Annotated in this window: 38 protein-coding genes and 1 tRNA gene; 9 read left to right on the top strand and 30 right to left on the bottom strand. The window is 61.6% G+C overall.

From position 1 onward, the window contains the following. Positions 1 to 15: 15 nt before the first annotated feature. From L286_RS35285 to L286_RS35305, 5 genes are all read right to left on the bottom strand, one after another. The gene (locus tag L286_RS35285) at positions 16 to 2,913 is read right to left on the bottom strand and encodes a valine--tRNA ligase (RefSeq protein ID WP_020818309.1); all 2,898 of its coding nucleotides are present in this window, start codon (positions 2,911 to 2,913) and stop codon (positions 16 to 18) included. A 117-nt stretch (positions 2,914 to 3,030) separates the two neighbouring features. Continuing rightward, the gene (locus tag L286_RS35290) at positions 3,031 to 5,091 is read right to left on the bottom strand and encodes a S9 family peptidase (protein ID WP_020818308.1); all 2,061 of its coding nucleotides are present in this window, start codon (positions 5,089 to 5,091) and stop codon (positions 3,031 to 3,033) included. Positions 5,092 to 5,309: 218 nt separating this feature from the next. After that, complete coding sequence (locus L286_RS35295) at positions 5,310 to 5,801, bottom strand: DUF2497 domain-containing protein (RefSeq protein WP_007684158.1); 492 nt, start codon at positions 5,799 to 5,801, stop codon at positions 5,310 to 5,312. 69 nt (positions 5,802 to 5,870) lie between these two features. Next, positions 5,871 to 7,337, bottom strand: a complete 1,467-nt coding sequence (locus tag L286_RS35300; RefSeq protein WP_020818306.1) for a TolC family outer membrane protein — start codon at positions 7,335 to 7,337, stop codon at positions 5,871 to 5,873. A 20-nt stretch (positions 7,338 to 7,357) separates the two neighbouring features. Further along, complete coding sequence (locus tag L286_RS35305; RefSeq protein ID WP_007684154.1) at positions 7,358 to 7,990, bottom strand: protein-L-isoaspartate O-methyltransferase family protein; 633 nt, start codon at positions 7,988 to 7,990, stop codon at positions 7,358 to 7,360. Positions 7,991 to 8,190: 200 nt separating this feature from the next. Between L286_RS35305 and L286_RS35310 the strand changes: the two genes are divergently transcribed. Then, positions 8,191 to 8,264: transfer RNA gene (locus L286_RS35310), tRNA-Cys, on the top strand. Positions 8,265 to 8,269: 5 nt separating this feature from the next. Here the strand turns inward: L286_RS35310 and L286_RS35315 are convergent. The 25 genes from L286_RS35315 to L286_RS35395 form a co-directional block, all read right to left on the bottom strand. Next, entirely contained in the window at positions 8,270 to 9,421 is a 1,152-nt protein-coding gene (locus L286_RS35315) for a tyrosine-type recombinase/integrase (protein ID WP_031293265.1), read from the bottom strand. Then, on the bottom strand, positions 9,418 to 9,594 hold the full coding sequence (locus L286_RS48975; RefSeq protein WP_193746236.1) for a hypothetical protein: 177 nt from the start codon (positions 9,592 to 9,594) through the stop codon (positions 9,418 to 9,420). The genes L286_RS35315 and L286_RS48975 overlap by 4 nt, the downstream gene beginning before the upstream one ends. 1 nt (position 9,595) lies before the next feature. Next, a complete protein-coding gene (locus tag L286_RS35325; protein ID WP_021223386.1) occupies positions 9,596 to 10,051 on the bottom strand; it encodes an HNH endonuclease in 456 nt (151 codons plus the stop codon). Then, on the bottom strand, positions 10,048 to 10,473 hold the full coding sequence (locus tag L286_RS0124550) for a hypothetical protein (protein ID WP_021223387.1): 426 nt from the start codon (positions 10,471 to 10,473) through the stop codon (positions 10,048 to 10,050). Before L286_RS0124550 ends, L286_RS35325 begins: the two co-directional genes overlap by 4 nt. A 210-nt stretch (positions 10,474 to 10,683) precedes the next feature. After that, a complete protein-coding gene (locus L286_RS35330; protein WP_021223388.1) occupies positions 10,684 to 11,307 on the bottom strand; it encodes a hypothetical protein in 624 nt (207 codons plus the stop codon). Between the two features lie 229 nt (positions 11,308 to 11,536). Then, positions 11,537 to 12,988 (bottom strand): hypothetical protein, encoded by a 1,452-nt coding sequence (locus L286_RS47490; RefSeq protein WP_021223390.1) that lies wholly within the window; start codon positions 12,986 to 12,988, stop codon positions 11,537 to 11,539. Further along, complete coding sequence (locus L286_RS49570; protein ID WP_274518522.1) at positions 12,985 to 13,116, bottom strand: hypothetical protein; 132 nt, start codon at positions 13,114 to 13,116, stop codon at positions 12,985 to 12,987. Before L286_RS49570 ends, L286_RS47490 begins: the two co-directional genes overlap by 4 nt. A 191-nt stretch (positions 13,117 to 13,307) precedes the next feature. Further along, positions 13,308 to 13,703 (bottom strand): hypothetical protein, encoded by a 396-nt coding sequence (locus L286_RS35335; RefSeq protein WP_021223391.1) that lies wholly within the window; start codon positions 13,701 to 13,703, stop codon positions 13,308 to 13,310. After that, entirely contained in the window at positions 13,700 to 13,930 is a 231-nt protein-coding gene (locus L286_RS35340; RefSeq protein WP_021223392.1) for a hypothetical protein, read from the bottom strand. Before L286_RS35340 ends, L286_RS35335 begins: the two co-directional genes overlap by 4 nt. A gap of 12 nt (positions 13,931 to 13,942) precedes the next feature. Further along, positions 13,943 to 14,197, bottom strand: coding sequence for a hypothetical protein (locus tag L286_RS35345; protein WP_021223393.1), 255 nt, complete (start codon positions 14,195 to 14,197; stop codon positions 13,943 to 13,945). Then, positions 14,194 to 14,322: a hypothetical protein gene (locus L286_RS49575; RefSeq protein ID WP_021223394.1), complete on the bottom strand. Its 129-nt coding sequence runs from the start codon at positions 14,320 to 14,322 to the stop codon at positions 14,194 to 14,196. Before L286_RS49575 ends, L286_RS35345 begins: the two co-directional genes overlap by 4 nt. Further along, a complete protein-coding gene (locus L286_RS35350) occupies positions 14,319 to 14,666 on the bottom strand; it encodes a hypothetical protein (protein WP_021223395.1) in 348 nt (115 codons plus the stop codon). Before L286_RS35350 ends, L286_RS49575 begins: the two co-directional genes overlap by 4 nt. After that, the gene (locus tag L286_RS49580) at positions 14,666 to 14,791 is read right to left on the bottom strand and encodes a hypothetical protein (protein WP_021223396.1); all 126 of its coding nucleotides are present in this window, start codon (positions 14,789 to 14,791) and stop codon (positions 14,666 to 14,668) included. The genes L286_RS35350 and L286_RS49580 overlap by 1 nt, the downstream gene beginning before the upstream one ends. Further along, complete coding sequence (locus L286_RS35355; protein ID WP_021223397.1) at positions 14,788 to 15,114, bottom strand: hypothetical protein; 327 nt, start codon at positions 15,112 to 15,114, stop codon at positions 14,788 to 14,790. Before L286_RS35355 ends, L286_RS49580 begins: the two co-directional genes overlap by 4 nt. A 67-nt stretch (positions 15,115 to 15,181) precedes the next feature. Next, the gene (locus L286_RS48980; protein ID WP_021223398.1) at positions 15,182 to 15,352 is read right to left on the bottom strand and encodes a hypothetical protein; all 171 of its coding nucleotides are present in this window, start codon (positions 15,350 to 15,352) and stop codon (positions 15,182 to 15,184) included. Positions 15,353 to 15,364: 12 nt separating this feature from the next. After that, positions 15,365 to 15,619: a hypothetical protein gene (locus L286_RS35360; protein WP_021223399.1), complete on the bottom strand. Its 255-nt coding sequence runs from the start codon at positions 15,617 to 15,619 to the stop codon at positions 15,365 to 15,367. Further along, a complete protein-coding gene (locus L286_RS48985; RefSeq protein WP_021223400.1) occupies positions 15,616 to 15,771 on the bottom strand; it encodes a hypothetical protein in 156 nt (51 codons plus the stop codon). The genes L286_RS35360 and L286_RS48985 overlap by 4 nt, the downstream gene beginning before the upstream one ends. 21 nt (positions 15,772 to 15,792) lie before the next feature. Continuing rightward, a complete protein-coding gene (locus L286_RS35365; protein WP_021223401.1) occupies positions 15,793 to 16,089 on the bottom strand; it encodes a hypothetical protein in 297 nt (98 codons plus the stop codon). Further along, entirely contained in the window at positions 16,086 to 16,340 is a 255-nt protein-coding gene (locus L286_RS35370) for a hypothetical protein (RefSeq protein WP_152522335.1), read from the bottom strand. Before L286_RS35370 ends, L286_RS35365 begins: the two co-directional genes overlap by 4 nt. Before the next feature lie 179 nt (positions 16,341 to 16,519). Then, on the bottom strand, positions 16,520 to 16,906 hold the full coding sequence (locus tag L286_RS48485) for a hypothetical protein (protein ID WP_152522336.1): 387 nt from the start codon (positions 16,904 to 16,906) through the stop codon (positions 16,520 to 16,522). After that, complete coding sequence (locus tag L286_RS35380; RefSeq protein WP_021223404.1) at positions 16,893 to 17,135, bottom strand: hypothetical protein; 243 nt, start codon at positions 17,133 to 17,135, stop codon at positions 16,893 to 16,895. Before L286_RS35380 ends, L286_RS48485 begins: the two co-directional genes overlap by 14 nt. A 1-nt stretch (position 17,136) precedes the next feature. Then, on the bottom strand, positions 17,137 to 17,370 hold the full coding sequence (locus L286_RS35385; protein ID WP_021223405.1) for a hypothetical protein: 234 nt from the start codon (positions 17,368 to 17,370) through the stop codon (positions 17,137 to 17,139). Then, positions 17,367 to 17,954, bottom strand: coding sequence for a hypothetical protein (locus tag L286_RS48490; protein WP_152522337.1), 588 nt, complete (start codon positions 17,952 to 17,954; stop codon positions 17,367 to 17,369). The genes L286_RS35385 and L286_RS48490 overlap by 4 nt, the downstream gene beginning before the upstream one ends. A gap of 19 nt (positions 17,955 to 17,973) precedes the next feature. Next, positions 17,974 to 18,348, bottom strand: a complete 375-nt coding sequence (locus L286_RS35390; protein WP_152522338.1) for a helix-turn-helix domain-containing protein — start codon at positions 18,346 to 18,348, stop codon at positions 17,974 to 17,976. 338 nt (positions 18,349 to 18,686) lie between these two features. Next, positions 18,687 to 18,977, bottom strand: coding sequence for a hypothetical protein (locus tag L286_RS35395; protein ID WP_021223407.1), 291 nt, complete (start codon positions 18,975 to 18,977; stop codon positions 18,687 to 18,689). 77 nt (positions 18,978 to 19,054) lie between these two features. Here L286_RS35395 and L286_RS35400 point away from each other — a divergent pair, with 77 nt between their 5' ends. From L286_RS35400 to L286_RS35430, 8 genes are all read left to right on the top strand, one after another. Then, the gene (locus L286_RS35400) at positions 19,055 to 19,333 is read left to right on the top strand and encodes a hypothetical protein (RefSeq protein WP_021223408.1); all 279 of its coding nucleotides are present in this window, start codon (positions 19,055 to 19,057) and stop codon (positions 19,331 to 19,333) included. Positions 19,334 to 19,604: 271 nt separating this feature from the next. Next, positions 19,605 to 20,045, top strand: coding sequence for a hypothetical protein (locus tag L286_RS35405; RefSeq protein WP_152522339.1), 441 nt, complete (start codon positions 19,605 to 19,607; stop codon positions 20,043 to 20,045). Then, positions 20,042 to 20,308: a hypothetical protein gene (locus L286_RS48495; RefSeq protein ID WP_152522340.1), complete on the top strand. Its 267-nt coding sequence runs from the start codon at positions 20,042 to 20,044 to the stop codon at positions 20,306 to 20,308. The genes L286_RS35405 and L286_RS48495 overlap by 4 nt, the downstream gene beginning before the upstream one ends. Beyond that, positions 20,305 to 20,700, top strand: a complete 396-nt coding sequence (locus tag L286_RS35410; protein WP_021223411.1) for a VRR-NUC domain-containing protein — start codon at positions 20,305 to 20,307, stop codon at positions 20,698 to 20,700. The genes L286_RS48495 and L286_RS35410 overlap by 4 nt, the downstream gene beginning before the upstream one ends. Beyond that, complete coding sequence (locus L286_RS35415) at positions 20,697 to 20,999, top strand: hypothetical protein (protein WP_021223412.1); 303 nt, start codon at positions 20,697 to 20,699, stop codon at positions 20,997 to 20,999. Before L286_RS35410 ends, L286_RS35415 begins: the two co-directional genes overlap by 4 nt. Then, a complete protein-coding gene (locus L286_RS35420; protein ID WP_021223413.1) occupies positions 20,996 to 21,424 on the top strand; it encodes a hypothetical protein in 429 nt (142 codons plus the stop codon). The genes L286_RS35415 and L286_RS35420 overlap by 4 nt, the downstream gene beginning before the upstream one ends. Continuing rightward, entirely contained in the window at positions 21,421 to 21,768 is a 348-nt protein-coding gene (locus L286_RS35425; protein ID WP_021223414.1) for a hypothetical protein, read from the top strand. Before L286_RS35420 ends, L286_RS35425 begins: the two co-directional genes overlap by 4 nt. Continuing rightward, entirely contained in the window at positions 21,765 to 22,436 is a 672-nt protein-coding gene (locus tag L286_RS35430; RefSeq protein WP_021223415.1) for a hypothetical protein, read from the top strand. Before L286_RS35425 ends, L286_RS35430 begins: the two co-directional genes overlap by 4 nt. The last annotated feature ends 54 nt before the right edge of the window (positions 22,437 to 22,490 follow it).

Here is a 22,490-nt window from a genome sequence, read left to right on the forward strand (position 1 = left end):
CCGACGTACCTGCGATCAGGCGAGTCGTTCCAGCGCAGCCTTCAATCTTTCCGCCTCGGCCGCCTTTTCGGCATGATCCTCCCGCGCCTTGGCGACGGCCTCCGGCTTGGCCTTTTCGACGAAGCTCGGATTGGAAAGACGACCGGACAGCGAATCCCGTTCCTTCTCCGCGCCGGCAAGCGCCTTGGCGAGCCGCGCCTTCTCCGCTTCGATGTCGATCACGCCTTCCAGCGGCAGGATGAAGGTCGCCTCGTCGACCACGATCTGCGCCGCGCCGCCGGAGACGCTGTCCCCGAAGGACAGGCTTTCCACCCTGCCCAGGCGCGCCAGTGCGGCCCCCTGGCGGTCGATGCGGCGGCGGGTTTCATCCGACGCGCCGTGCACGACCACGCCCAGCTTCGCGCCCGGCGGCACGTTGAGTTCGGTGCGGGCCGTGCGCATCGCGCCGATCAGGCGGATCAGCCAATCGATCTCCGCCTGCGCCTCGCTGTCCACGGCATGGAGCGCCTGCGGCCAACGCGCGATGATCAGTTCGCTTTCCCGCGTCCCGGTCAGATTCCATAACTCTTCGGTAATGAACGGCATGAAGGGGTGCAGCATCACCAATATCTGGTCGAACGCCCAGCCCGCGACCGCTCTCGTTTCTTCATCCATCGAGCCTTTGGTCAACTCGATATACCAGTCGCAAAACTGGTCCCAGACGAAGTGGTAGATGGCGTTGGCCGCCGCGTCGAAGCGCAGTTCGGCCATGGCGATGTCGATCGCCTGCACGGTCGCCACCGTCTCCGCGACGATCCAGCGATTGACCGGCGCTTCAGCATGGGGCGCTTCGTGGCTGGTAGCGGCGGTGACGCCGTTGGATTGCAGGAAACGCGCCGCGTTCCACAGCTTCGTCGCGAAGTTGCGATAGCCCTCGACGCGCTTCTCATCCATCTTCACGTCGCGGCCCTGGCTTTCCATCGCCGCCATGAAGAAACGCAGCGCATCCGCGCCGAACCTGTCGATCAGGCCCAGCGGATCGACGACATTGCCCTTGGACTTGGACATTTTCTGCCCGTCGGCGGCGCGCACCAGGCCGTGCAGATAGAGCTTGCGCCAGGGCACGTCACCCATGAACTCCATGCCCTGCATCGCCATGCGCGCATCCCAGAAGAACAGGATGTCGAAGCCGGAGATCAGCAGGTCATTGGGATAATGGCGCTTGAGCGTCTCCGTCTCGTCCGGCCAGCCCAGCGTGCCGAATGGCCAGAGGGCGGAAGAGAACCAGGTATCCAGCACATCGGGGTCGCGCCAGAGACCCAATTTTCCATCGGTAAAGGCTATCCTTGCCTCCTCCGCGCTGGACACCTCAACCAGCTCAAAACCATTCTCGAGTGTAAAATCAATGCCTACTTCGGAATAGCGCTTCTCAGCAAGCGCGAGAGCATCTTGAACTGAGTCTGCTACAAACACTTCAGGCGCTGCACGAAGCCGACGACGCGGATCGTCAAGGTCGGGAACCTCCTCCAACCATGCAAAGGTTCCATCGGCAAGCGACCGATCATCTTGCCCTATTTGCGGCCCATACCACGCCGGAATCCGATGCCCCCACCAAAGCTGGCGCGACACGCACCAGGGCTGGATATTCTCCATCCAGTTGAAGAAGGTCTTTTCCCATGTCTTGGGCACGATCTCGATCCGCCCGTCGCGCACCGCCTGCATCGGCGCGATCGCCAGCTTCTCCGCATCGACATACCATTGGTCCGTCAGCCACGGCTCGATCACCACGCCCGAACGGTCGCCAAAGGGCGTCTGGATGGTGCGCGGCTCGGCATCGGCGACGACCTCCTCGCCCTCCTTGTTCTTGGTGACGTGCGGAACCAGCAGGCCAAGCGCCTTCATCTCCGCCGCCACCAGCTCGCGCGCGCCGTCCACGCCATCCTTGCGGAAGCGGTGCAGGCCCAGGAACCGCTCCGGGATCAGCCCGTCGGCGGTCTGGACCACATTGGCGTCGGCGTCTAACATGTTGAGCATGTCGGCTGCCTTGAAGCCCGCCCGCCTGCCCACTTCGAAATCGTTGAAGTCGTGCCCCGGCGTGATCTTGACCGCGCCCGACCCCAGTTCCGGATCGGCATGCTCGTCAGCCACCACCCTGATCCGGCGGCCCGTGATCGGCTGGAGGATGTCCTTGCCGATCACATCCCTGTAGCGCGGGTCTTCAGGGTGAACCGCGACGGCCATGTCGGCCAGCATCGTTTCCGGCCGCGTGGTCGCGACGACGATATGGTCCGCGCCATCGGCCAGGCGAACGCCGTCGGCCAGCGGATAGCGGAAATGCCAGAAGCCGCCCTTCACCTCCTGCGTCTCCACCTCCAGATCGGAAATGGCCGAGCGGAAGCGCGGATCCCAGTTCACCAGCCTCTTGTCGCGATAGAGCAGGCCGCGCCGGTGCAATTCCACGAACACCTTGATGACGGCCTTCGAAAAGCCCTCGTCCATGGTGAAGCGCTCATTGGCCCAGTCCATGGAGCATCCCAGGCGGCGAAGCTGGCGCGTGATCGCGCCGCCGCTCTCCGCCTTCCACTCCCACACCTTTTCGACGAACTGCTCGCGGGTGTAGTTGGTGCGCTTGTCCTGCCGCGCCTCCATCTGCCGCTCGACCACCATCTGCGTCGCGATGCCCGCATGGTCGGTGCCCACCACCCACAGCGCATCCTTGCCGCGCAGCCGTTCGTAACGGATGACGATGTCCTGCAGCGTATTGTCCAGCGCATGGCCGATATGCAGGCTGCCCGTCACGTTCGGCGGCGGGTTGACGATGGTGAAGGGTTCCGCAGAGGGCCGTTCCGGGCGGAACAGCCCCTTCTCCTCCCAATGGGCGTACCAGCGGGATTCGATTTCGGCGGGGTCGAAGGTCTTGGGCAGTTCGGTCATAGGCTGGCCTTTACGCAAGGCGGCGGCGGCGTCAACTTTCCGCCGCCCGAGAGGCGAAAAACCCGCTCAGATGCGGCAACCTGCTCCTGCGCAGGCACGCCGCATTTCAGCGCGACCTTATTTCTTCGTCCACTTGTCCAGCCAGCCCAGCGCCTCGTCATACCATTGCAGCGAGTTGCGCGGCTTCAGCACCCAGTGATTCTCGTCCGGAAACACCAGCAGCCTCGACGGCACGCCGCGTCGCTGCAACGCGGTGAACGCCGCCAGCCCTTGCGTATAGGGGATGCGAAAATCCTTCTCCCCCGTCACCACCAGCATCGGCGTCTTCCATCGGGTCACATGGTTGACCGGGTTCCACTTCTCGAACTCCTGCGGATTCTCATGATAGGGCCCGCCATGTTCCCATTCGTCGAACCACAGCTCCTCCGTTTCATAGGCCATGGCGCGGGCGTCGAACACGCCGTCATGCTGGACCAGGCATTTGAACCCGTCGGGCCAGTTGCCCGCGATCCAGTTCATCATATAGCCGCCATAGCTGGCGCCCAGCGCGCAGCCATTGCCGGCATCGACCTGCGCATCCTTGGCGGCGGCGGCGGCCAGCCCCAGTTTCAGATCCTCCAGGGGCTTGCCGCCCCAATCCTTGTTGATGCTGTCGGTGAAGGCCTGGCCGTAGCCCGTCGAACCGTGGAAATCGACGATCACCGCAGCATAGCCATGGGCCGCGAACGCCTTGGGATTCCAGCGATAGGACCAGCTATCGTTGAAGCTGCCCTGCGGCCCGCCATGGACCAGCATGGCTACCGGCAACTTGCCTGTTACACCCTTCGGCTTCACGATCTGGCCCCAGACGATGTCGCCGTTCGCGCCCTTGAAGCTGTAGCGCTGGACCGAGACGTCATCGATCCCGGCCAGCTTTTCCGCATTGACGGCGGTAAGGCGCGCCGGCTTGCCCAGCGCCTTTTTGGAGGAATTGGGGGGCATTTTCCAGAAATCGGCGGGCGACTGGATGCTGTCGAGCGCGTAGACGAAGCCGCCCCCGGGCAGCGGCACGACGCTGCCCGCATGGCCCGCCTGCGTCAGCCGCGCCACCTTGCCCGACGCCGCATCCACGCGGAACACCGGATGATCCAGCACATCATCGGCGGTGACGATTATCCCCTTCCCGTCCGCCTCCCAGGCGATGGAGGCCACCGAGCGGTCCCAATTCCCGGTCAGCGCCTTCGTCTCCCCGGTCGCGATGTCGCGCAGCATCAGCACCAGCCGGTCGCTTTCATAGCCGGGGCGCTTCATCGCCGCATAGGCCAGCCATTTCCCGTCCGGGGAAACGGCGGGCATGGTGTCGGTCGCGTCATTGGCGTCGGTCAGGTTGACCGGAGCCGCGCTGCCGTCCGCCGGGACCGCGAAGATGTCGAGATTGGTCGACAGTGGCTCGATCCGCCCCGCTTCGCGCAGTGCGAAGAACAATGTCCTGCCGTCGGCGCTCCAGGCGATTTCCTCGGCCCCGCCGAAGGGCTTGGACGGGCTGTCGCCGACCAGCGCGCCCATGACCGACACCGCCTTGCCGCCCGACAGCGGCATCACGAAGATTTGCGAGCGCTGGCCGTCGGACCATGTGTCCCAATGGCGCGCGAATAGCTGGTCGTAGACGCGCCCGGTCCCGGCGCCGGGGAGCGGGGCGGGCTTTGCGTCGTCCAGCGTCTTCGCCCCGACCGGCCGATCCGCCCACAGCGCCACCCGGTCGCCCGTGGGGCTGAGCAGGAAGCCGGAAATTCCGCCGGGCGCCTGCGTCACCTGCTCGGCGCTCCCACCTGCTACGGAGACCCGCCAAAGCTGGTCCTCGCCGCTCCGGTTGGACAGATAATAGAGCGATTTCCCGTCCGCCGAAAAGGCCGGCGCGCTTTCATTCTTGTCCGGGGCCGAAGCAATCATGCGCGGGACCGCGCCCGGCTTGCCCAGGTCCAGCAGATACAGGTCCGTCCGGCCCCTGTTCCCGGCGAGGTCGGTTACGCGCAACTGATAGGCCAGCCATTTCCCGTCCGGCGAAACCGCCGGGGCGGACACGCGGTTCAGGCTGGCCATGTCGCTGGGCGTGAATGGCCGGGCAGCGGCGGGCGCGACGGCCAGCGCCGATTGGGCCAGGGCCAGAGCGCCAAGTCCCGCTTGCAGAAGATATTTCATGGATGAGCACCCTTGGATCGGGTCGCGCTGCTCTCTCGCGGGCGGCGTCGACGGCTATGGACAAGGGTGTAGGCGGCAATAGCGCCAACGCGCAAGGATCAACCATCCACGCGTAATAAAAGAACAAGAATGCTCAGATCAGGGTGCGTAAAGCATGAATCGCGCATAGGATGAGCAACCGCCCTCCCCGGCCCGCCGAATCGGCCCTCTCCCCCTGCTCAACGGCCGGTGATGCGGGCGATTTCCCTGGCGACCATATCTTCGACCATCTGCGGCAGCCGCGCGTCCAGCCATTCCTTCAGCATCGGCTTCAGCATCGAGCGGACCAGCCCGTCCAGCGTATTGTCCTCCCCATCCTTGGGCGTCACCAGCATCGAGGACAAAGCGGACAGCGAATGCCGGGCCGCGACTTCGCTCTCGACGGACAGGATGGACGCATCCCCCTGCTCGGCAGCGGTCTTGGAGGCACGGGACGTTCGATGGGCGGGCATGGGTTCCTCCACAGCGACCTCGTCGGTCAGTTCCAGCACTTCGTCGCTGGCAGGCTCGGACATCGCCTCCGCAACGGGAACGGCGCGGACCTTGGGCGCCGCCTCGCCCCGCACGCGGCGCGGCAGGGTCTGCACCGCCTCCTCGCCCTCTTCAGCGATGATCCGCTTGATGGACGACAGGATGTCCTCCATCGAGGGTTCCTTGCTCATGTCGCCCATGGTCAACCCCTATTCCAGTCCCCGTTAACGCTATAGCACCAAAGGAACGCCCTTGGGGTTAAAATTGCGTTAAGGCTGCGCCAAACCGGGGTCCACATTGGCGTTTTGTGCGGGCGAGTCAACGGTCCGCGTCGATTGCACCTTGGGCGCGGGGTCGAAATCCCAGTCGAACCACTTGCCCTTCACCCGGTCGTAATTGACCATCGGGTCGTAGAGCGTGCCCGCTTCCAGGTTCAGGTCGTCCGCCTCCGCATGGCCCATGGCGGCCAGCAGGCTGAAACCCGCGACATAGGCGTTGCGGCGCGCCGTCACGAGCTGAACCTTGGCGTTCACCGCCTCCTGCTCGGCATTCAATATGTCCAGGATGGTGCGGCTGCCGACGGAATTTTCCGCCCGCACGCCCTCGAGCGACAGGTTGGCCGCCTCCACCGCCTTCTGGTTCGACTGGATGCTTTCCAGCGACGCCTGCCAGCTTGCATAGGCGGACCGCGTCTGCGCGATCACGCCGCGCTCGACCTCGATCTCTCGCTCCAGAGCCTGGGATTCCAGCGCCTGGTTGCGCCGCACCTGCGCGGCCGGACGGCCGCCCTGATAGAAGGGAATGTTGAGCTGGACGCCAGCCGACGCCTGCTTGTTGATCTGCGATCCGGTGGCGCTGCTGGTCAACGTGTCCAGATAGTTGGTGTAGCCCGCCTGGGTGAAGGCGGATACCGTCGGCAGCACCGTGCCCTTGGCGGCGCGCACGTCGAACTGCTGCGCTTCCCTCAGCTTCTGCGCGGCCAGAATGTCGGGATTGTCCTTGAGCGCCACCTGCACGGCGCTTTCCGGGGTCGCGGGCAGGCCCGGCAGGGGCGGCGGCGGCTCCAGATTGTCGGGCGCCTCGCCCACCAGCGCGATGTAATTTTCGCGGGCCGTGATCAGATTGGCCTCCGCATTTTGCAGGTCGGACCGCGCCAGCGCCAGGCGCGATTCGGATTGCGCCACGTCGGTGCGGGTCACGTCGCCCACCTCGAACCGATCGCCGGTCGCCTGCAGATTGACCTCCAGCGCCCGCACATTGGCCTGGTTGAGCGCGACGACCGCGCTGTTGCGGATGACGTCCATATAGGCGGCGACGACCTGCGAGAAGACGCTGGCCTCCGTGCCGCGCAGGTCGGCCTGACCGGCGGCGACCCGCGTTTTGGCGGCCCGGACTGCGTTGCGCACGCTGCCCCCGGCATAGAGGGGAACGCTCAACTGCGCGTTCGCGTTCAGCGTGCGCTGCGGCGAAGTGAAGCTGATCGTGGGCTTGAGGATGCTTTCGGAATAGCTGCCGGTCCCATCCAGCGCGGGCCGACCCGCCGCCTTCTGGATCGGCACATTCTCATCCGTCGCCCGCTGCCCGGCGCGGGCGCCGGTCAGGGTCGGGTTCGACCGATAGGCCTTGGCGAGCGCGCCCTGCAACGTTTCCGCATGGGCCGCGCCGCCCAAGGCGGAGGACATCGACAGCAACAGGATGAAGGCGGTGCGCCCCGAAAGCCGAACTTTTGCCGTCATGTCCCCCCCAATAGGCCCTTTCAGAACACAAATCCTTCCGGCGCGGCAAAGCCCGGAAGCACAACCATTTCCATGTCGGCGAGGCGGGAAAGACCCAGCACGCCCGACACCACCCGACCGCTGCACAGGCGGGTGACGCCGCGCTCCACGATACCCGTCACCACCCGCGCGCCATCGGCAAGCTGCTGAACGAGCGCGGCGGGCACTTCCTCCACTGCGCCGTCGATAAACAGCACATCATAGGGCGCATCGGCGGCGGAACCGGCGTTCAGCGGACCGCGAACCACCGCCACGCCGTCGACCGCGATCTCCGGCCCGCCCTCTTCCTCGACCGCGGTGACCTGAGCGCCCAGCCTTGCGAGCAGCGCCGCGCTGTAGCCGGTGGCGGCGCCGATCAGCAGCACCTTGTCGCCCTTGGCGATCTGCGCCTCCTTGAGCAGGCGGCCCGTCACCAGCGGCGGATTGAGCGCGCGCCCGCCAGCGAGCGGGACCGGCCGGTCGACATAGGCCATCGCCCGCCGCTCGGCCGGCACGAATTCCTCGCGCGCCACATGCGCCATCGCCGCAATCACGCGCTGATCGTCCACATCGCTGGTGCGAAGCTGGCTCTCGACCATGGCGGCCCGCATCGATGAAAAATTCTGCTCGGTCACGACAATTCCTCGACTGGAATAGCTTTTAGGGGAGCTGTATTAGGAAAGCAATACAGCAAAGATATTATCGGACCTCTAAATCAGCGGACAAGCCACGCCAAGCGGCTTTGCGCGCCTTGGCACCAGAATCTTGCGCCACAATATCACAGCCCTGCTTGACTTTGCACCAAAAGCCGCACATTTGCGGCCACCCACGACGAGGCCCGATGGCGGAGTGGTGACGCAGCGGACTGCAAATCCGTATACGCCGGTTCGATTCCGGCTCGGGCCTCCAACCATTCATGGTTTTTCCCCGTTTTCTGTGGGTTTCAGCTTATCAGAAACCCGGTTAGACGCAAGGGTTAGGCTTTCCCACTCTGCGATAATTGCGACCGCTTCGGCATTCATGACCTCTTGGTTTGCCGCCTGCGTGTAGACCCTGACCTCTTCGTCGCGGCTGTGCCCGGACATGGATTTTAGCTGCTGCTGGCTCAGCCCGCGCTCTGCCCCGCGCCGCATCATCGCCTTTCGAAGTCCGTGCGCGGAACATCGTTTCGGAAGGCCAGCATCGTTGCACTGCTTTCGAAACCAGTTGCCGAATGACGCGGCGGATTGGAAAGCCTTGCCGTAGCTGGTGCGCAGATAGGGACCATCGCCTTTCTCTGGCGGCATTGCGTCGATAGCCGCCCTTAGCTGCGGAGCCATGCTCAGGCGCATTGCCTTGCCCGTCTTGCCCTGTGTGATGCCGAATCGGTCGTTCTCCAGGTCGGCGGGGCCAAGGAGAAAGGCGTCGCCCTTGCGCTGCGCGGTCCACAGGATCAATTCCAAGGCCAGGCGAGCCTTTGTGCCAAGATCGTGATGGGCACGATATTGGGCGATCTCCTCTTCGGTCCAGGTATGGAAGGTTCCAGCCTTGGCCTTGACCCGCTCTGCCTGCGAAGCCGGATTTTCCGAAACGATCTTCATCTTGATCGCGAAATCGAACAGCCGGACCAGTTCCTTGCGCAGCTTCTTTGCCGCCTCTGGACCGCCCTCCAGACGCTTGCCAACCTGGCGACGCTCCAGCTTCTTCTCCAGAATCTCCTCAATATGATCGAAGCGAATATCGCGAACGTAAGCCGCGCCATATTCCTCACGGAACTTGTCGAGGATATTTCTGATCTTCCGCTGCGTCATCTCAGTGGGGCCAAGGCGGGACGGCACGGAAACATAGCTCGCGATCAGCGCTGCGATGGTTCCGGGGATCGTTCTATCCTCTCCGGGCTGAACCGCGCCTTCATTGCATAGGCGCAATTCCTCTAGGAATTCGGGGGTGCCTATCTCCGCCTTGAAATAGTGCGATTTGTAGCCCTTGCGGCGATAGCGCAACCGCACCTTGCCGTGCCGATCAGTGAGCGGTGACACAAATTCCGGGAGGTGCGCATTATATCTGCGCCGCCGTTTCTTCCTCATCGTCCGAGTAGCTTATCCATGCTGTTCATCTTTGCTGGGGCGTCTTTCAGGGTCGAGAAGACGATATTCCCCAGCGGGTCTATGACCACCTGAAAATGACGAATGCCGGCCGCCTGCGCACTCTTCATGACGCGGGTAACGTCCGATTGCTTGAAGCGCGCAGGAACGTTCACCCTACCCCTCCCCATCCAGTGCTGCGACACGTTCGAAATGAAACACGATCGGCTCTTCTCTCACGTTGATGATGCCAAACCGCTCTCCAGCCCTAAACGTGGATGTTTGCCTGCGAACGATCTCTGCCGACCGCTGGAGATAGGTCCGCCACTGCTCCAGCTTGTAGCCACCCTTGTGCAGATTGCAGGGCGCGCAGGCGGGCATCATATTGCCGACTGTGTTGCGCTCCGGCTTCAACAGTTTCACCGTGTCGAGATCGTTCCATTGCGACGGTCGCACCCGAATGACCGGCTCCATATGATCGGCATGCATGGCCTTCCCCAGATCGCCGCCACAATATGCGCACTTCCCGCCAAACTTCTGCCGCAAGGCTTCTCGCTGCGCTTTCGTGCCGCGCCACTCCTCGTCTTCCGGGTTCGCGAACGGCAGAAGGTCTACCTTCTCCACCATCCTCATGATCCGCTCCCTTCAAGTGCTGTGCGGGCTTTGTCACCGGAGCGGCGCATCAAATCCCAAGCCCGGCCTGCTGCCCGGCTGCCGTCACCATAGCGATCATGCATCAGGCGATATTCGGCCTCCGCCTGCTGGAGATCGTCCAGCGCCTCCCTCAGCCGCTTTATCTCCTCTTCAAGCGCGGCGATCTTGCCGAGCATGTGCTTTTCCTTAAGGTCGGCAAAGCAGGCTTGGGAATATTCCGGCGCATCGTCCTCATGGATCGCGGTGATGCCGTCCTCCGGACTGGCGTCGCCCTCTGGGTACCGGCCAGCACGATCCTTGATGCCGGTGTACCCCCGATTGCCAGGCCGATAGTACAGGCCGCGCTTAACCAACAGGAAGCGGTCCCCCTGCTCGACCGTCACGGGTGCTTTATCGGTCATGGGCGCGACTCCTTCCTCGGATCGGTCGAACGCTCTTTTCCATATGCTGGATGATCCATCGCCGGTTCACGGACGCCACGGCAATCAAGTCGGGCGTCGCATTCCCGGTTTCGGCACCGGCATACGCACGGATAGCTGCATGGTGTATCAGCGTGTCCTGTCCCGCACTTCGGGCATTTCTTGGGCGCTGGGTATAGGTCCGCCATGATCTCAGCCCTCCCCGGAGGGAGCAGAGGGGATCGGCATCCAGTGGGTAAAGTCGTGGTCACTGGCCCCGCCAAACCCCGGATAGACTGCCCAGCCCAGATCGTAGTCAGACACCGTTTTGCCCTCGTGGCGGATGGCGAACATGCGGCCCGCCTGATGCTCAAGGTGGCGGCCACGGTTCGGTGCGACTATCGCGAGAATGTACCTGCCGTCGCGGGGCGCGCTGTCCATGCTGCGCCACCACGCCTCAAACTCCTGCCTCAACGCCTGTAGTTCGGAGAGGGGGGTGCGGATGGCGGCGGATAGTTCGTCGAGAACCTGGACATAATGGCTGCACCGCGTCCGATCCTTGCGCGCGCCAGAACTGTCTCGCGCGCCAGCAAGGTAGCGCTTGCGCAGGCTGGCAATCACCCCGCCCGCGTCATTCTGGGGAGGGGAGGAACGGCGGTTCCAGGCGGCGATGGCTTGCAGTAATGGGTGGTCAGCCGACCAATCATGTGCGTCGGCCTGCAGGCCCCAATCGCCGTCTTCCATGGCCAGCCTGATACGGTTTGCCTCTTCCCGATCTTGCCATGTCGGGCACGCCTTCAGTTCATCGCTCTTCGCGGTATCGGTGGGGTGGGTCATGCCGAAAGCTCCTGAAAGACACGCAGGAAGGGGCCCTTCCAATCTGCATAGTTTCTTGGATTGCCAGACAGTCTTTTCATGTCTGCCTCCGCGTCCTTTGCAGAGAGAAAGAAGTTCTCAAGCGTGATGAGGCGCGCGTCATGACCACCTCGCCAAGACGCCGTGACCAGGTAAAGGGTTTTCCCGGTTGTTGGGCGTTCCGTGACCCGGTTGATATGCGCGAAGCCCATCACCGCCCCCGCTCGGTTGAGGTAGCAGAAGCGCCCACATGATCGCAAAAGAACGCGCCGAGCTTGCCGCACTGCTCGCACACGGCCCGCGTGTCCGGCTCGGTTGAGGTTGCAGGGGTGGAGAGGGCAGATTTGGCTAGTCGTATAGCCCAACCGGGATCGCACATGACATCGACAAATTCTGCATTGGCGATTGTTTCCAACACCTCCCTCAACTCCCCCTCCCGCGATACCGTCGCGCTCTCCCCCTCCGCATCATGCGGTAGAGGGGCGGCTTGACCGGCTGTGAACGCCAAACGCAACTCATCGACGCTGAACCGCATCGTCCCTGCATCCTGCTTGCCAACATACCGCCTCAGCCACGTTGCGAAGTCACGCTCCACCCCACTGCTGGCAGGCGCGCTCTCCCCCTCCGATGGGGAGGAAAGGGCTTTGGCAGCAGCCTCGATGCGCGCCCGGCTATCAACCAGCCAGCCGGGCATTCCGAAAAGCTCGGCGTCGTGGCCGTAATGGTTAAGCGCACAACCCTCGCTGTTCTGGAGCAGTAGAAACGCCTCTTTTCTTAGCGTATCTGCTGCCGCTCTCACCCCATCCAAAGCAGGCGCGGGAGGGGTGGCCAGTGCGCCCCCATCAGCCAAGCCCTTTTCGTAGCCCGCTTCTTCGGCAGCAATCAGTGCTTGGTTGTGGCGACAGCGCTGTTGATGAAACGCCTTCGCCGCGTCGGTGCTTTCGTCGTGCATCCGCTGGATTGCATCATCCGCCTGTTCCTCCGCATCACGAAGGGCTTTGAGCAAGCTGCCTTCCGCGCCCGCCTTAATGATGCACGCAGCCTCGCTCGTCTCATCCCTGCCGAAGTGCAGCCTCGCCAGATGCGCATCAGTGAAGGTTTCACCACAGTGAAAGCAGCGCCAAGCCACCGCCTCCCGCCCATTGCCCGCAGGCTCTACCGCCAACGGCCCGGAGAAATCACGGGCGCGCTGAGCGTCACCGGACCAAGAGACGGTCTCGCCCGCTTTTATGCGCTCCACATGGACCTGATACAGCCGCACAGCCTGACGCAGTGTCGCACTGACAGACAGTTCCTGCTGAATGCCTAGTTGCTCCACCACGGCCCATTCTTCGGGCGTGAGCAAGTCGCGCTGCTCACGATAGGCATCGCGGAAATCCTGCCTGCCCTTGACCGCCGCCTCATAGACGGACCCTGGGACCGTGTAGCCCGCAGGCTCTACCGATGGGAAAAGGGCGGCGAGTGCAGCATCGGCCAGTTCCGTCGCGACTGCCCTTGGCATGGCTCCAGAGAACATGCCGCCGATCTTTGTTTCCATCGCCGCGATAATCCTCTCCCGCACCTCCTGACCTGCGGGCGAAGTTGAGAGGGCTGCGTCGATTATCTCGTCTGGCCCTATAAGGTTTCGCGCATACTGGAGCGCCGCTATTATGTCGGGGGTCATGCTGATTTCCTCACGAAGCCGTCGCGGGTCTGCTCCCATTCGCCGGGCTTCTTCTCGGTGGGCTGAAACGGTGGCCAGTCACGGTCACGGCGCCGCGTGTAGAACGGGCCTTTCTGGGATTCGGTCATGCTGTAACTCCAGCAATATGAAGCACCGCGTAGATGCTCAGGGCGAACATGATCAGAAGCGCCAGGCAACCAAGGCCATTTGCCTCCACGTTGTGCTTCATCGAATTATCAGCCGCGCTTATTGGGCGAGTCCGGCTGTCTCCTTGAGAAATCTGTCCTCCCAGCGCACTTCGCCGGGCCGTGGGAATGGGTTAGTAAGCGTCCGGAAGGTAGGCCGTTGTGATCGTCACGCGCCAATCGCCGTCGATCACCCCTGTGACCGCTATGCCGCTGCTATCGCCTGGATTGTCCACAAAGAGCGCTTCGGTCCCGTCATATCTGTAAGTGCCGCCCTTCCAGCCTTCGTAGGACTGGCTCATGCCGCGCTTTAGTTCTGCAATCAGGTCGGAAACCGTTGTCTCGGTGCCATGGTCGTTGCCGGAATATCCTCCGAGCGCGAAACCGAGCGCTGGGCGATCGTAATAACCACGGTAGGAATCAATATCTGTTGGTCGAGCATAGCCGCCAAAATCCAGATAAACTGATGCTTCCGGTCTCGCCCGCTCCAGCAAGCTGAGCAGTTCCATCATCCCGATTGCCTCGCTCACGCCCGTATCTCCGCCTTCTGGTCACGGAACTGCTTCAAATTCGCCTTGCTGCGCCGATACTTCGCGGCGTCGTCAGCGTTGGCTGCGGCCTCGATCCGCGCCGCGTCCCGCTCGCTTTTGTACTTGGCGGCCAGCGCATCGAGCGCCCGAACGCCCTGCTCCAAATCCACATTCGCCTTAGCCATCAGGGCCAGGGCGGCTTCGTGCTTCTTCTTGCTGATGAACATGGGTTTCTCCCCTCAGGCTGCGGTGGGTTCAGTGGACCGCTGAATGCGGTAGAAATTGCGATGCCAGTCGCACCCCAGCGCACCCAACTCATCCAGGAAGCCTTCGCGCTCATCATCGCCGTACAGCACGGGGCTGGCAGTCGACGGCTCGATAAGCTCATTGAGGAGCCAGAACAGTTCCTTGGTGCTGGCGGTCTTGACCCATTCCTGGACGGGCACGTGATAAGGGACCAGCGTCTTGAGAAGCGGCTGATGTTGCATGGTCATGCCTTTCTGCGGCGCACGGCTTCAAAGGCCTGCTGCCTGATGCGGGTGAGGCGTTTGCGCTCTTGGAACTCAGCGATGTGCTGGAAAGCAGCGCCATCGAAATAGGAAAGCTCGGAGTAGCTCATTGCCCTGCCTCCAGCTTGGCGAGGGTGTCAGCGCACTTCTGGGCGATGGCGGGCAGGTCATCCCAACCACCTTCATTCAAGAAGTCAGTGCTTTCCTCGCTGACTGGCAAAGCGCTATCCATCCAAGCGCAAGCGTCTCGCAGCACGCTCACCAGTTCCGCCTTTTCGGCTTCAAGCTTGGTGATGGCGTCGGCGGCGCCCTTGGCCTGAACAATAACCTTGGCATCGGCGGGCAGAACTCCCGCGCATATCAGGGTTCGTTTCTCACCACACAGGGCGACGACTTGGCTTTCCTTTGCGGACCACTTCTCAGCGACCCATTCGCCTGGGGTTGGCAAATCCATCACAACCCTCCCGCCACAATCCAAAGCGGCAGAGCCACCAGAACGAGAGCAATCGTCACGGCTTCAAGGCGGGTCAGCGTTACGCTATCGCGGCCATTGCGAAGGGCGTCGGTGAAGCGGGTCATGCGGCACCGCCTTCCAACTCAGCGAGTTCCTTGCGCAACTGCTTGGCGCGCTCTTCCTTGGCGATGGTCTCGTTGTAGGCCTCACGGTTGCAAGCGCTGATGTAAGCTTCAATCTTGTCGGCGAACGTATCGCCACGGGTCAGACTGTGCTGCTTGCCAGCAGGCGTCCAGAACGTCAGATCGTGCGAAGGTGCACGCTCGCACGAATAGTGCGAGAAGTAGATATGGGCGGACGAACGGTGCGCCGTGCGCTTGTTGATGATTGCCATCGCTTCGTTGAGCGTCTTGCGCTCGGCTTCGGTGAGGTGCTTAGAAGTCATCATACCTGCTCCTGTGATGCTGAATCTCATCCGCGCCCTGCCTCCGATAAGAGGCAGGACAGGGGGAGATTCAGAAATTCCAAGGGGTTGCGCCCATGCTGTTCGCGACAGCGCGGGCTTCTCGCTTATTGATGACAGGAACCGTCTCGACGTGTTCGCGCCGACCATTGCCAATGCGCACGATGTCCAGCACCGGAGCTTTATTCTTCGTGCCAGCGTAGAATTCAGCGGCCAAGGCCATTCTCGTCCTCCTTCAGGCGGGGTGGGCAGCGAGGCAGTCGGCGCTCGCTTGTTTCCAACAATGGGCGGTAAATGCGTCGTGATCGGCCACGCTGCCATTGATGAGAGTGCCTTTTGGCGCGGTTGCCAGGCAGCGTCGTATCCAGATCATGAACTCGATATTGCGGAGCAGCCCAAAGCGAGCGCGGACTTCGGCTAAGCTGGAGCCGCTGACCGGCAGGCCAAGAGACGCAAGCCAAGCTGCGTAGCGCGGCTGAAACTCCATCATGCCGACGCCTTGGCGCGAAGACTGTCGTAAAGGTCGCCAATCATCGCATCGACCTTGGCCGTGCCGCAGACCGCCTTCAGCGCATCCACAACGGACATGCCTTCAGCAACCTTGGCTAGAACCAATGCGCTGATCTTCTGATTGACTTCCATTCTCTTCCTCCTTCGGCTGGGTTATGCTGCGGTTGCTTTGGCGATGGCGGCGCGTGCGGCGTTCACTTTGGCGCTAACAGCATCCCACTCAGGGTTGCCGCTGGCGTTGCTTTCCGTCCTGGCGAGAATGTCGCCCAGGCCAACCAATGCCTTGAACATGTCTGGCGCAGCCGAGATCAGAAACGCATTGGCCCGCTTTTCATGGGCTGGCGCGTAGCAAAACTGATCCGTGCAAATTGCGTGGAACTCACCGTCAATCTGAGTGCAGACTTCGTTGTCGGCATTGATCGACCATGGCCCTGGCGTAAAATCGCTCACGACACCACCGCCGAGATCATCGCACCCGACTTCGGGTGGCGGCCGAACAGGTGGGCCATGCCGTCTTCGTGAATGGCGCGCTCAACCTGCATCTGCTGGGCAAAGCTGGAAGAGCGGTGGATGGCCGACAGGCTGCGGGCATAAATACCGGCCTCGCCCATGCGCAGTGCGAGGCGGGCTTTCGCCACATCTCGAGCGTTCGCCTTGTTCAGCTTGGCGGCGGGCATCTGGGTTGTGGTAACGGTCTGCATCTCTTCCTCCTTCGGCTTGGCCGGTAGGAGGGGTTGTAGCATATACAACGTAGCGCGCAAGAGGGTTTGTTGTATTTTTTACAACTCCATTGTCGTAAGGACAAATTCCCCTCGAATCACACCCACAAAAAAGCCCCGCCGAAGCGAGGCTGTGAGGTTGTGCGCTGGGAGCGGTCAGATCACTTGGGGATCGTCACCACGATAGGTTGTGCTGGGGCTGGTGGCGTCGGCTCAGGCTGTATCCATGCCAAGCCGCCGATGATGCCGCCGATGATGATAGCCACCATGCCGATGCCGATGGCGGTCCATTGCAGTTTCCAGGACCACAGATCGCTCTTGGTCGGCATTGCGCTGAGCTTATCAGATATGCCGCCGAGAAGCGCCTTGATCTCCCGCGTATCCTCGCGAACATGCTCCATATGAGCTTCCAAGGCTGATACACGTCCATCCATGCCATCAGAGATGCCACCTCCACCCCCGCCTTTCAAGGCGATTTCCTCAAGGCGGTGTTCCATCCGCTGCAATAAGGCGCTGGCGTTGATCGGTACTGGATCAACCATTTTCATCTCCCCCTTCGACGCCTACCAGCTTCCCGATCTTAAATTGCAGATTACGATGTAACTCGAAGAACTGCTGGCCGAACTCCCCCATTTTGTCATCTTCTGAGATAGGAGCCTCGCCAAAAAGGGCCTTATTTAGAATGATAAGGCCGGCGTTGAGTTGGCTTAGAATGTCAACCACCTCTCGCCACTCACGCTCAGTGATCATCCGGAACTGGTCAGATGGTTCGGTCATTTTATTTTCCTTCGAACCCACAAAACACCGTCACCGCCGGCGCGCCACCGCCAAAGATGTTCGCCGCTCCCAGCTTGGCGGGCACGGGATAGTGATCCACCCGCTCGACGGTCAGGATCAACACATCATCGCCCTGCGAAATGTGCAGCCGGTCGCCCCGGTGCGGGATCGCGGCGAACTGATACAGGCCCGGAGCCGTGTCACCGTCGATGTAGATGTTGGCGAGGATGGTCACTTTTTAGCGAAAGGATCGTCTGTTTCTGGTGCGGCGGCGAATGGGTCTTGCGTATTAAACTCGCGCTTTTGGCATTGAACCGTCGCTTGAACAGCTTGCCCTGTCCCATCGAGTGAAACGGTGGCGATACGTTTAGTTTCCCAATAAATAGTCATCCTCGTTTTGGCGACGAACTCCTTGAAAAATTCAGTGTCAGAGAATGTTTGGAATAGGTAGTGATCCCCGCCAGATGAGAATTGAAAACCATGGGCGGTACCGTCCCAAGGTAGTTCACTGTCAAATTGCCAGCGAATCGAATAGCTTTTCCCAACCTCCAAAGAACGCCATTTTGGGTTGCCGACGACGATATAAAAATTGTTGTCTTTGGGGTTAATGCCTACACGTACCACCGTGCCCTCGTCAAAGGCACGCACAGCAAAGCACCCGCCGGATAACGTGTCATCAATGGCGATTGCCCAGCCTCCAGCGTCTTCTTGGTAGGTGCGCACTTCAGATTTTGGCCTTGGATTAAATACAGGCGGGGGCGTCCGCACAATGGCTGGAGCCTGCGCGGCGGCGAGCAACGCCAAAAAAGATGCGATCATGATACCCCCCGTCGCGAGATTAACCGTCCGTGCCAGTGCGAGATGTCCGAACCAGCGTTTTGGCGACCTCGGCTATTTGCCGCCGCTCGCCCGGCTTGGCCTGGTCCCAAATGGACCAAATGCCATCTGGATCGGTAGGATCGCGCATCAATAAGCTGGCCGGGTCAGTGCCCAGCGCATCAGCCAGCCTTTCAAGCATTTCCTGATTGTACGGAAGAAGCCCGCGTTCAACCTTGCTCAGGTTGCCTTTGTCCATCGGAACCCTTGAAGCGAGCGCGTCCAGCGAGAAGCCTTTCTTCTCACGCCATTGACGAATGAACGTCAGGCGAAAGCGGGGTTGCCCCTTCGGAAGTGCGCCACGAGCCATATCCCATTGTCGCTGTGCAGCAGACAACGGGAAAGCCGTGACTGTACAACATGCGCTTGACCTTGCCTGTTGTATCACATACAACTCCACCTATGCCACCGAATGAGAAACTGAAAGCCTGGATTGCACGGGAGAAAATCTCGAACGCAGAGGCGGCACGCCGCGCCGGATACGACCGGAGCAATTTCCATCGGATCATTGAAGGGCGCGCAAAACCGTCTCTGGAACTGGCTCATCAAATTGATGCGATGACAAGGGGCGCTGTGCCGATGGCTGAATGGGTCGGATTTGAACCCCAGCAAGCGGAACGGGCAGCATGAGCGCCCAGGGCATCAACGCTGCCATGCGAGCGATCATGGCGAAGGTCAGGGCTGACTTCCCTTTCCTGCTCGCCGGGATGCTTCCCGTATCCGGGCAAGCTCAGGGTCCAGCTTCGACTGGATCGCGGCAAGCGCCTGCTGGGCAAACGGATTGTCCGGCATCTCCTCGAAAGGAGCCGTGACGCCATGAGCGATAGCGTCAATATCGGCCGGGGTGATGAGGCCGCTTTCCGCCAGTCGGTTAGCAAGGTGGATGCCCACAGATATGCCTGCGAGGCCCGTGGCCACAGCACCAGTGTAAAGCGCCTCCAGAAGTTTCTGCGTTTGCTGGTCCATCGCGAATCCCCTTTCGCCTCCTGCATACCACATGGAGCCGCAGCATGACCTCCACACATCAGATTGGGAGGGGCTGAATGGCGCATCAGTGGAAAGCTGGGGATTTGGCGCGTTGCATCAACGACTGCGAGGATGATGGCACGCCCTTGGGCATCGTCAGGGGCCGCATCTACCGCGTAATCAATGTTTTCAATGGATGGGATGAAAACGGGCTTCCCTCTTTTGCCCTGAATGTCGGCGTCATCGGGACAAACGGTTGCGATGGCTTTTCGGCTGACTGCTTTCGCCCCGTCCTCCCCGCTGAACCCTGCTTCGTGGAAGCCATGCGCTCCCTCAAGCCGCGAGTGGAGGCGTAGCAGCAGATGTCTCGCAACCTCCCCAATAGCAACGAGACCAGCACGCGGCGGGTCGCTGACCACGCGCTGGTCCCCTGCGCAATCGAGGGCCGGGGGTATCGCGCCCTCTTCATCGCACAGTTCATCGATTTCCGTGAGGCCAACGGGTCGCACACGGAAGGTGCCGGGGGCTGTCCCCCTATTCCGGCTCTCGGCACCCACGTTTCCACCCTTCATCATGGATGCCGCAATGCAGCAGAATGACCCAAGCGTCGTTGCGAAAGCGCAGCGATTGAACAAACCGCAGGTTCATGCCCATCTCATGGAAGGCTGGACCCGCGCGATCACGAAACTCGGCAAGGGCAAGTTCGCGGACGCACTGGAAATCAGCACCGTCGCGCTCGACAAGCAGCTTACCGGGTCAATGCCGGGCTTCGACATCATCGACAAGGCCATGGACGCCTGCCCTACCGTGCTGGACGAATATATCCGCGCCAAGGGCAAGCGCATCGTGGACGAGAACGCTGTCTGCGATACGGACGACGCCTCGCTGCTGATCGCCCGCCTGCTGGTGAAGCTGCAAGAGGCAGAGCATCCCGACAGCCCCGGTGGCCGCAATATCGTCCATTCCGAATTGCTCGGCATGGAAAGCCTGATCCGCCAGCTTAACGGCGCGACCTCCAACTGGCTGCACCAGATCGAACAGATCCGGCGGCCTAGGAGCGTGGCATGACGCCGGCGCCCCACTGCACTCAATGCAACAAGGTGTTGAGCGCCCCCGGCAAGACGGGCCTCTGCCGCCATTGTTGGTCGGTCAAGTCCATGGAGATGTACCGCCAGAACCCCCAGCCGCCTCTGCCTGCCGGCGTTGCCAAGCAGCGCAGGCATGAGCGCAACCGGCGCAAATATCTGCCGCTCCAACTGGAGGCCGCTCGCCGCAAGGTTGTGATGCTGGAGAGGGAAGCAGCGCGCCTTGGCGTGGAGATTGGCGCATGACCTACATTTTCCACGTCGATCCGCGCTGCGTTGCCGATGAGGGGGATGAGCTGGCTATCCAGTCCCGCTTCCGCAGCCGCATCGCGATGATGGCTCCCAAGTGCCGTGTCGTCGCCATTCCGAATGGTGGCCGGCGCACGGCATGGGAAAGCATGAAGGTGCGCCGCGAAGGTCTAGCCAAGGGCTATCCGGACGTCAATGTCATGTGGCCCGATGGCATGTGCATCATCGAGTTCAAGGACGCCAACGGCAAGCTGTCCGATGAGCAATGCGACTGGCTGAACTGGCTGGCCAACGGTGGTTTCAAGGTCGGGGTATTCCGCTCCGCCGCCACGGCGATTGAGTTCGTGCGCCAGTGCGGTGCGCCTTTTGCAATGGAGAAGGCCGCATGATCGATTCTTTCCTGCAAGCCTGTCTGGACGATCCGATCCGCAGCGCGGAGCGAGCGAACAAGCTTTATCTTCCGGCCGGGAAAACTGTTGTCGTTGAAGATGAAACAGTGAAGGCCGCACGGCTTGCCAAGAGCCGCATGAAGGCGGCGCAGACCAAGAAGTTGCGAAACGACAAGCGGGCACAGTTGCTCGATTACTACGCTGGCACTTCCGTGTCCCCGGAAGATGTAGCCAAGCACACAGGCCTGAAGATGGAAGATGTCTTGAACGGTCTGCGTGAGCGAGGCCGGGCTATATGAACGCCTTTTCCGCCTACGCAGACGAAAAGGTCTACACGCCGCCGCGTCCGCGCCGCAAGGATAAGCAACCGTCTGCGCTCGACCTGAAAATGGAAGAGAAGCGGCGATTGACCAAGGCCTATCGCCGCTGGGTCCGCGACTGTAACAGGCAAGCGATTGCCATGGAGCCGCGCCTTGTCGGCTTCATGCGCTACCTGCGCACGGTTCAGCCCGGCCAGGGTGACGAACTTGTCGAAGCCGTTGCCGAAAGTTGGCTGCCCGCCTCTGCGCAGCCAGTGCGCATCTTCGCGCTGCGGATGATTTCGGCACGCTGCGACCGGCTCAATCGCCAGCTTGGCCTTGAAGCGCTGGATGATCCCATCCCGCCTGAAACGAGTGTCTATTTCCGCGCTCGCGACCTTCTGCATGCAGGAGGCAGAGCGTGACGCGGGTCAATGATAACGCCTTTCTGGCTTATGGCGATCGGCTGGACCGCAAGGAAAAGCTGACCGGCCCCATCTACACGCGGGCGCATGCCAAGGTCCGTTACGATGAGATCAGGCAGGCCATGCATGGCTGCGAAACGCTGACCGGCTTGCAGGCTTACCTCGCCTCCATCGAGCCGGAAATCCGCCAGTTTGAACAGGAGCTTGATTATTTCTGGCACGGGGACGGCGCCGACTTCGCCGGTCTCTCCGATGAAATGATCACCGCTCTCGAAAAGTTTCGGGGACCGATCCCCGGAAGCCGGGCCGCTGTGGCCCATCAGGAAGAAGGAACAGGACTATGAATGCGATTACGGAAGTAAATCAGGGCGGCGCCCTTGCCGTCCAGGGCGGCTATGATCCCTATGCCGCCTATGGGCAGGAAGCCGCGTCGGGTTCGGGCGATTTTCTGAAATTCTCCAAGGGGGAATATCTCAAGGGCCAGAACGACGATGAAGTAGCCATCGGCACGCGCCTTGCCGCCAACATGGCCGAACTGTCGATCGGCTGGATTCGCTGGGAGGACGGCAAGCCGGCTGAGCGCCGCATGGGCTTGCTGGCGCAGGGTCACAAGCCCGAAGCCCGCGACAGCCTTGGCTATACCGACCAGAGCCAGTGGGAAGAAGACGAAAACGGGAAGCCCAAGGACCCGTGGAACTTCACCAACGAACTGCCGCTCGCGAACCCGGAGACGGGTGAGCAGATGACGTTTTCGGCGTCGTCCAAGGGTGGCATCGGTGCGATCGGCAATCTCTGCAAGGCTTATGGCCGAGAATATCGTGCCCGCGAAGGGCAGGTGCCGATCATCGAGCTTCAGCGCGACAGCTATAAGCACAAGGTCTACGGCAAGACCTATGTGCCGCTGATCCCGATCGTCGCCTGGGTCGATAACGGCACCATCCCCCAACCCGCCAAGGATGAAGAGGAAGAGCCGGCAGCAAAGACTGCCACCGGCTCCAAGACCCGCTTCTGACGAGACTACAGCCTGGGAGGGCGCGGCAACGCTCTCCCAGGTGCCCACACTGAC

This window comes from Sphingobium sp. HDIP04 (genome assembly GCF_000445085.1).
Taxonomy (GTDB): Bacteria; Pseudomonadota; Alphaproteobacteria; order Sphingomonadales; family Sphingomonadaceae; genus Sphingobium; species Sphingobium indicum.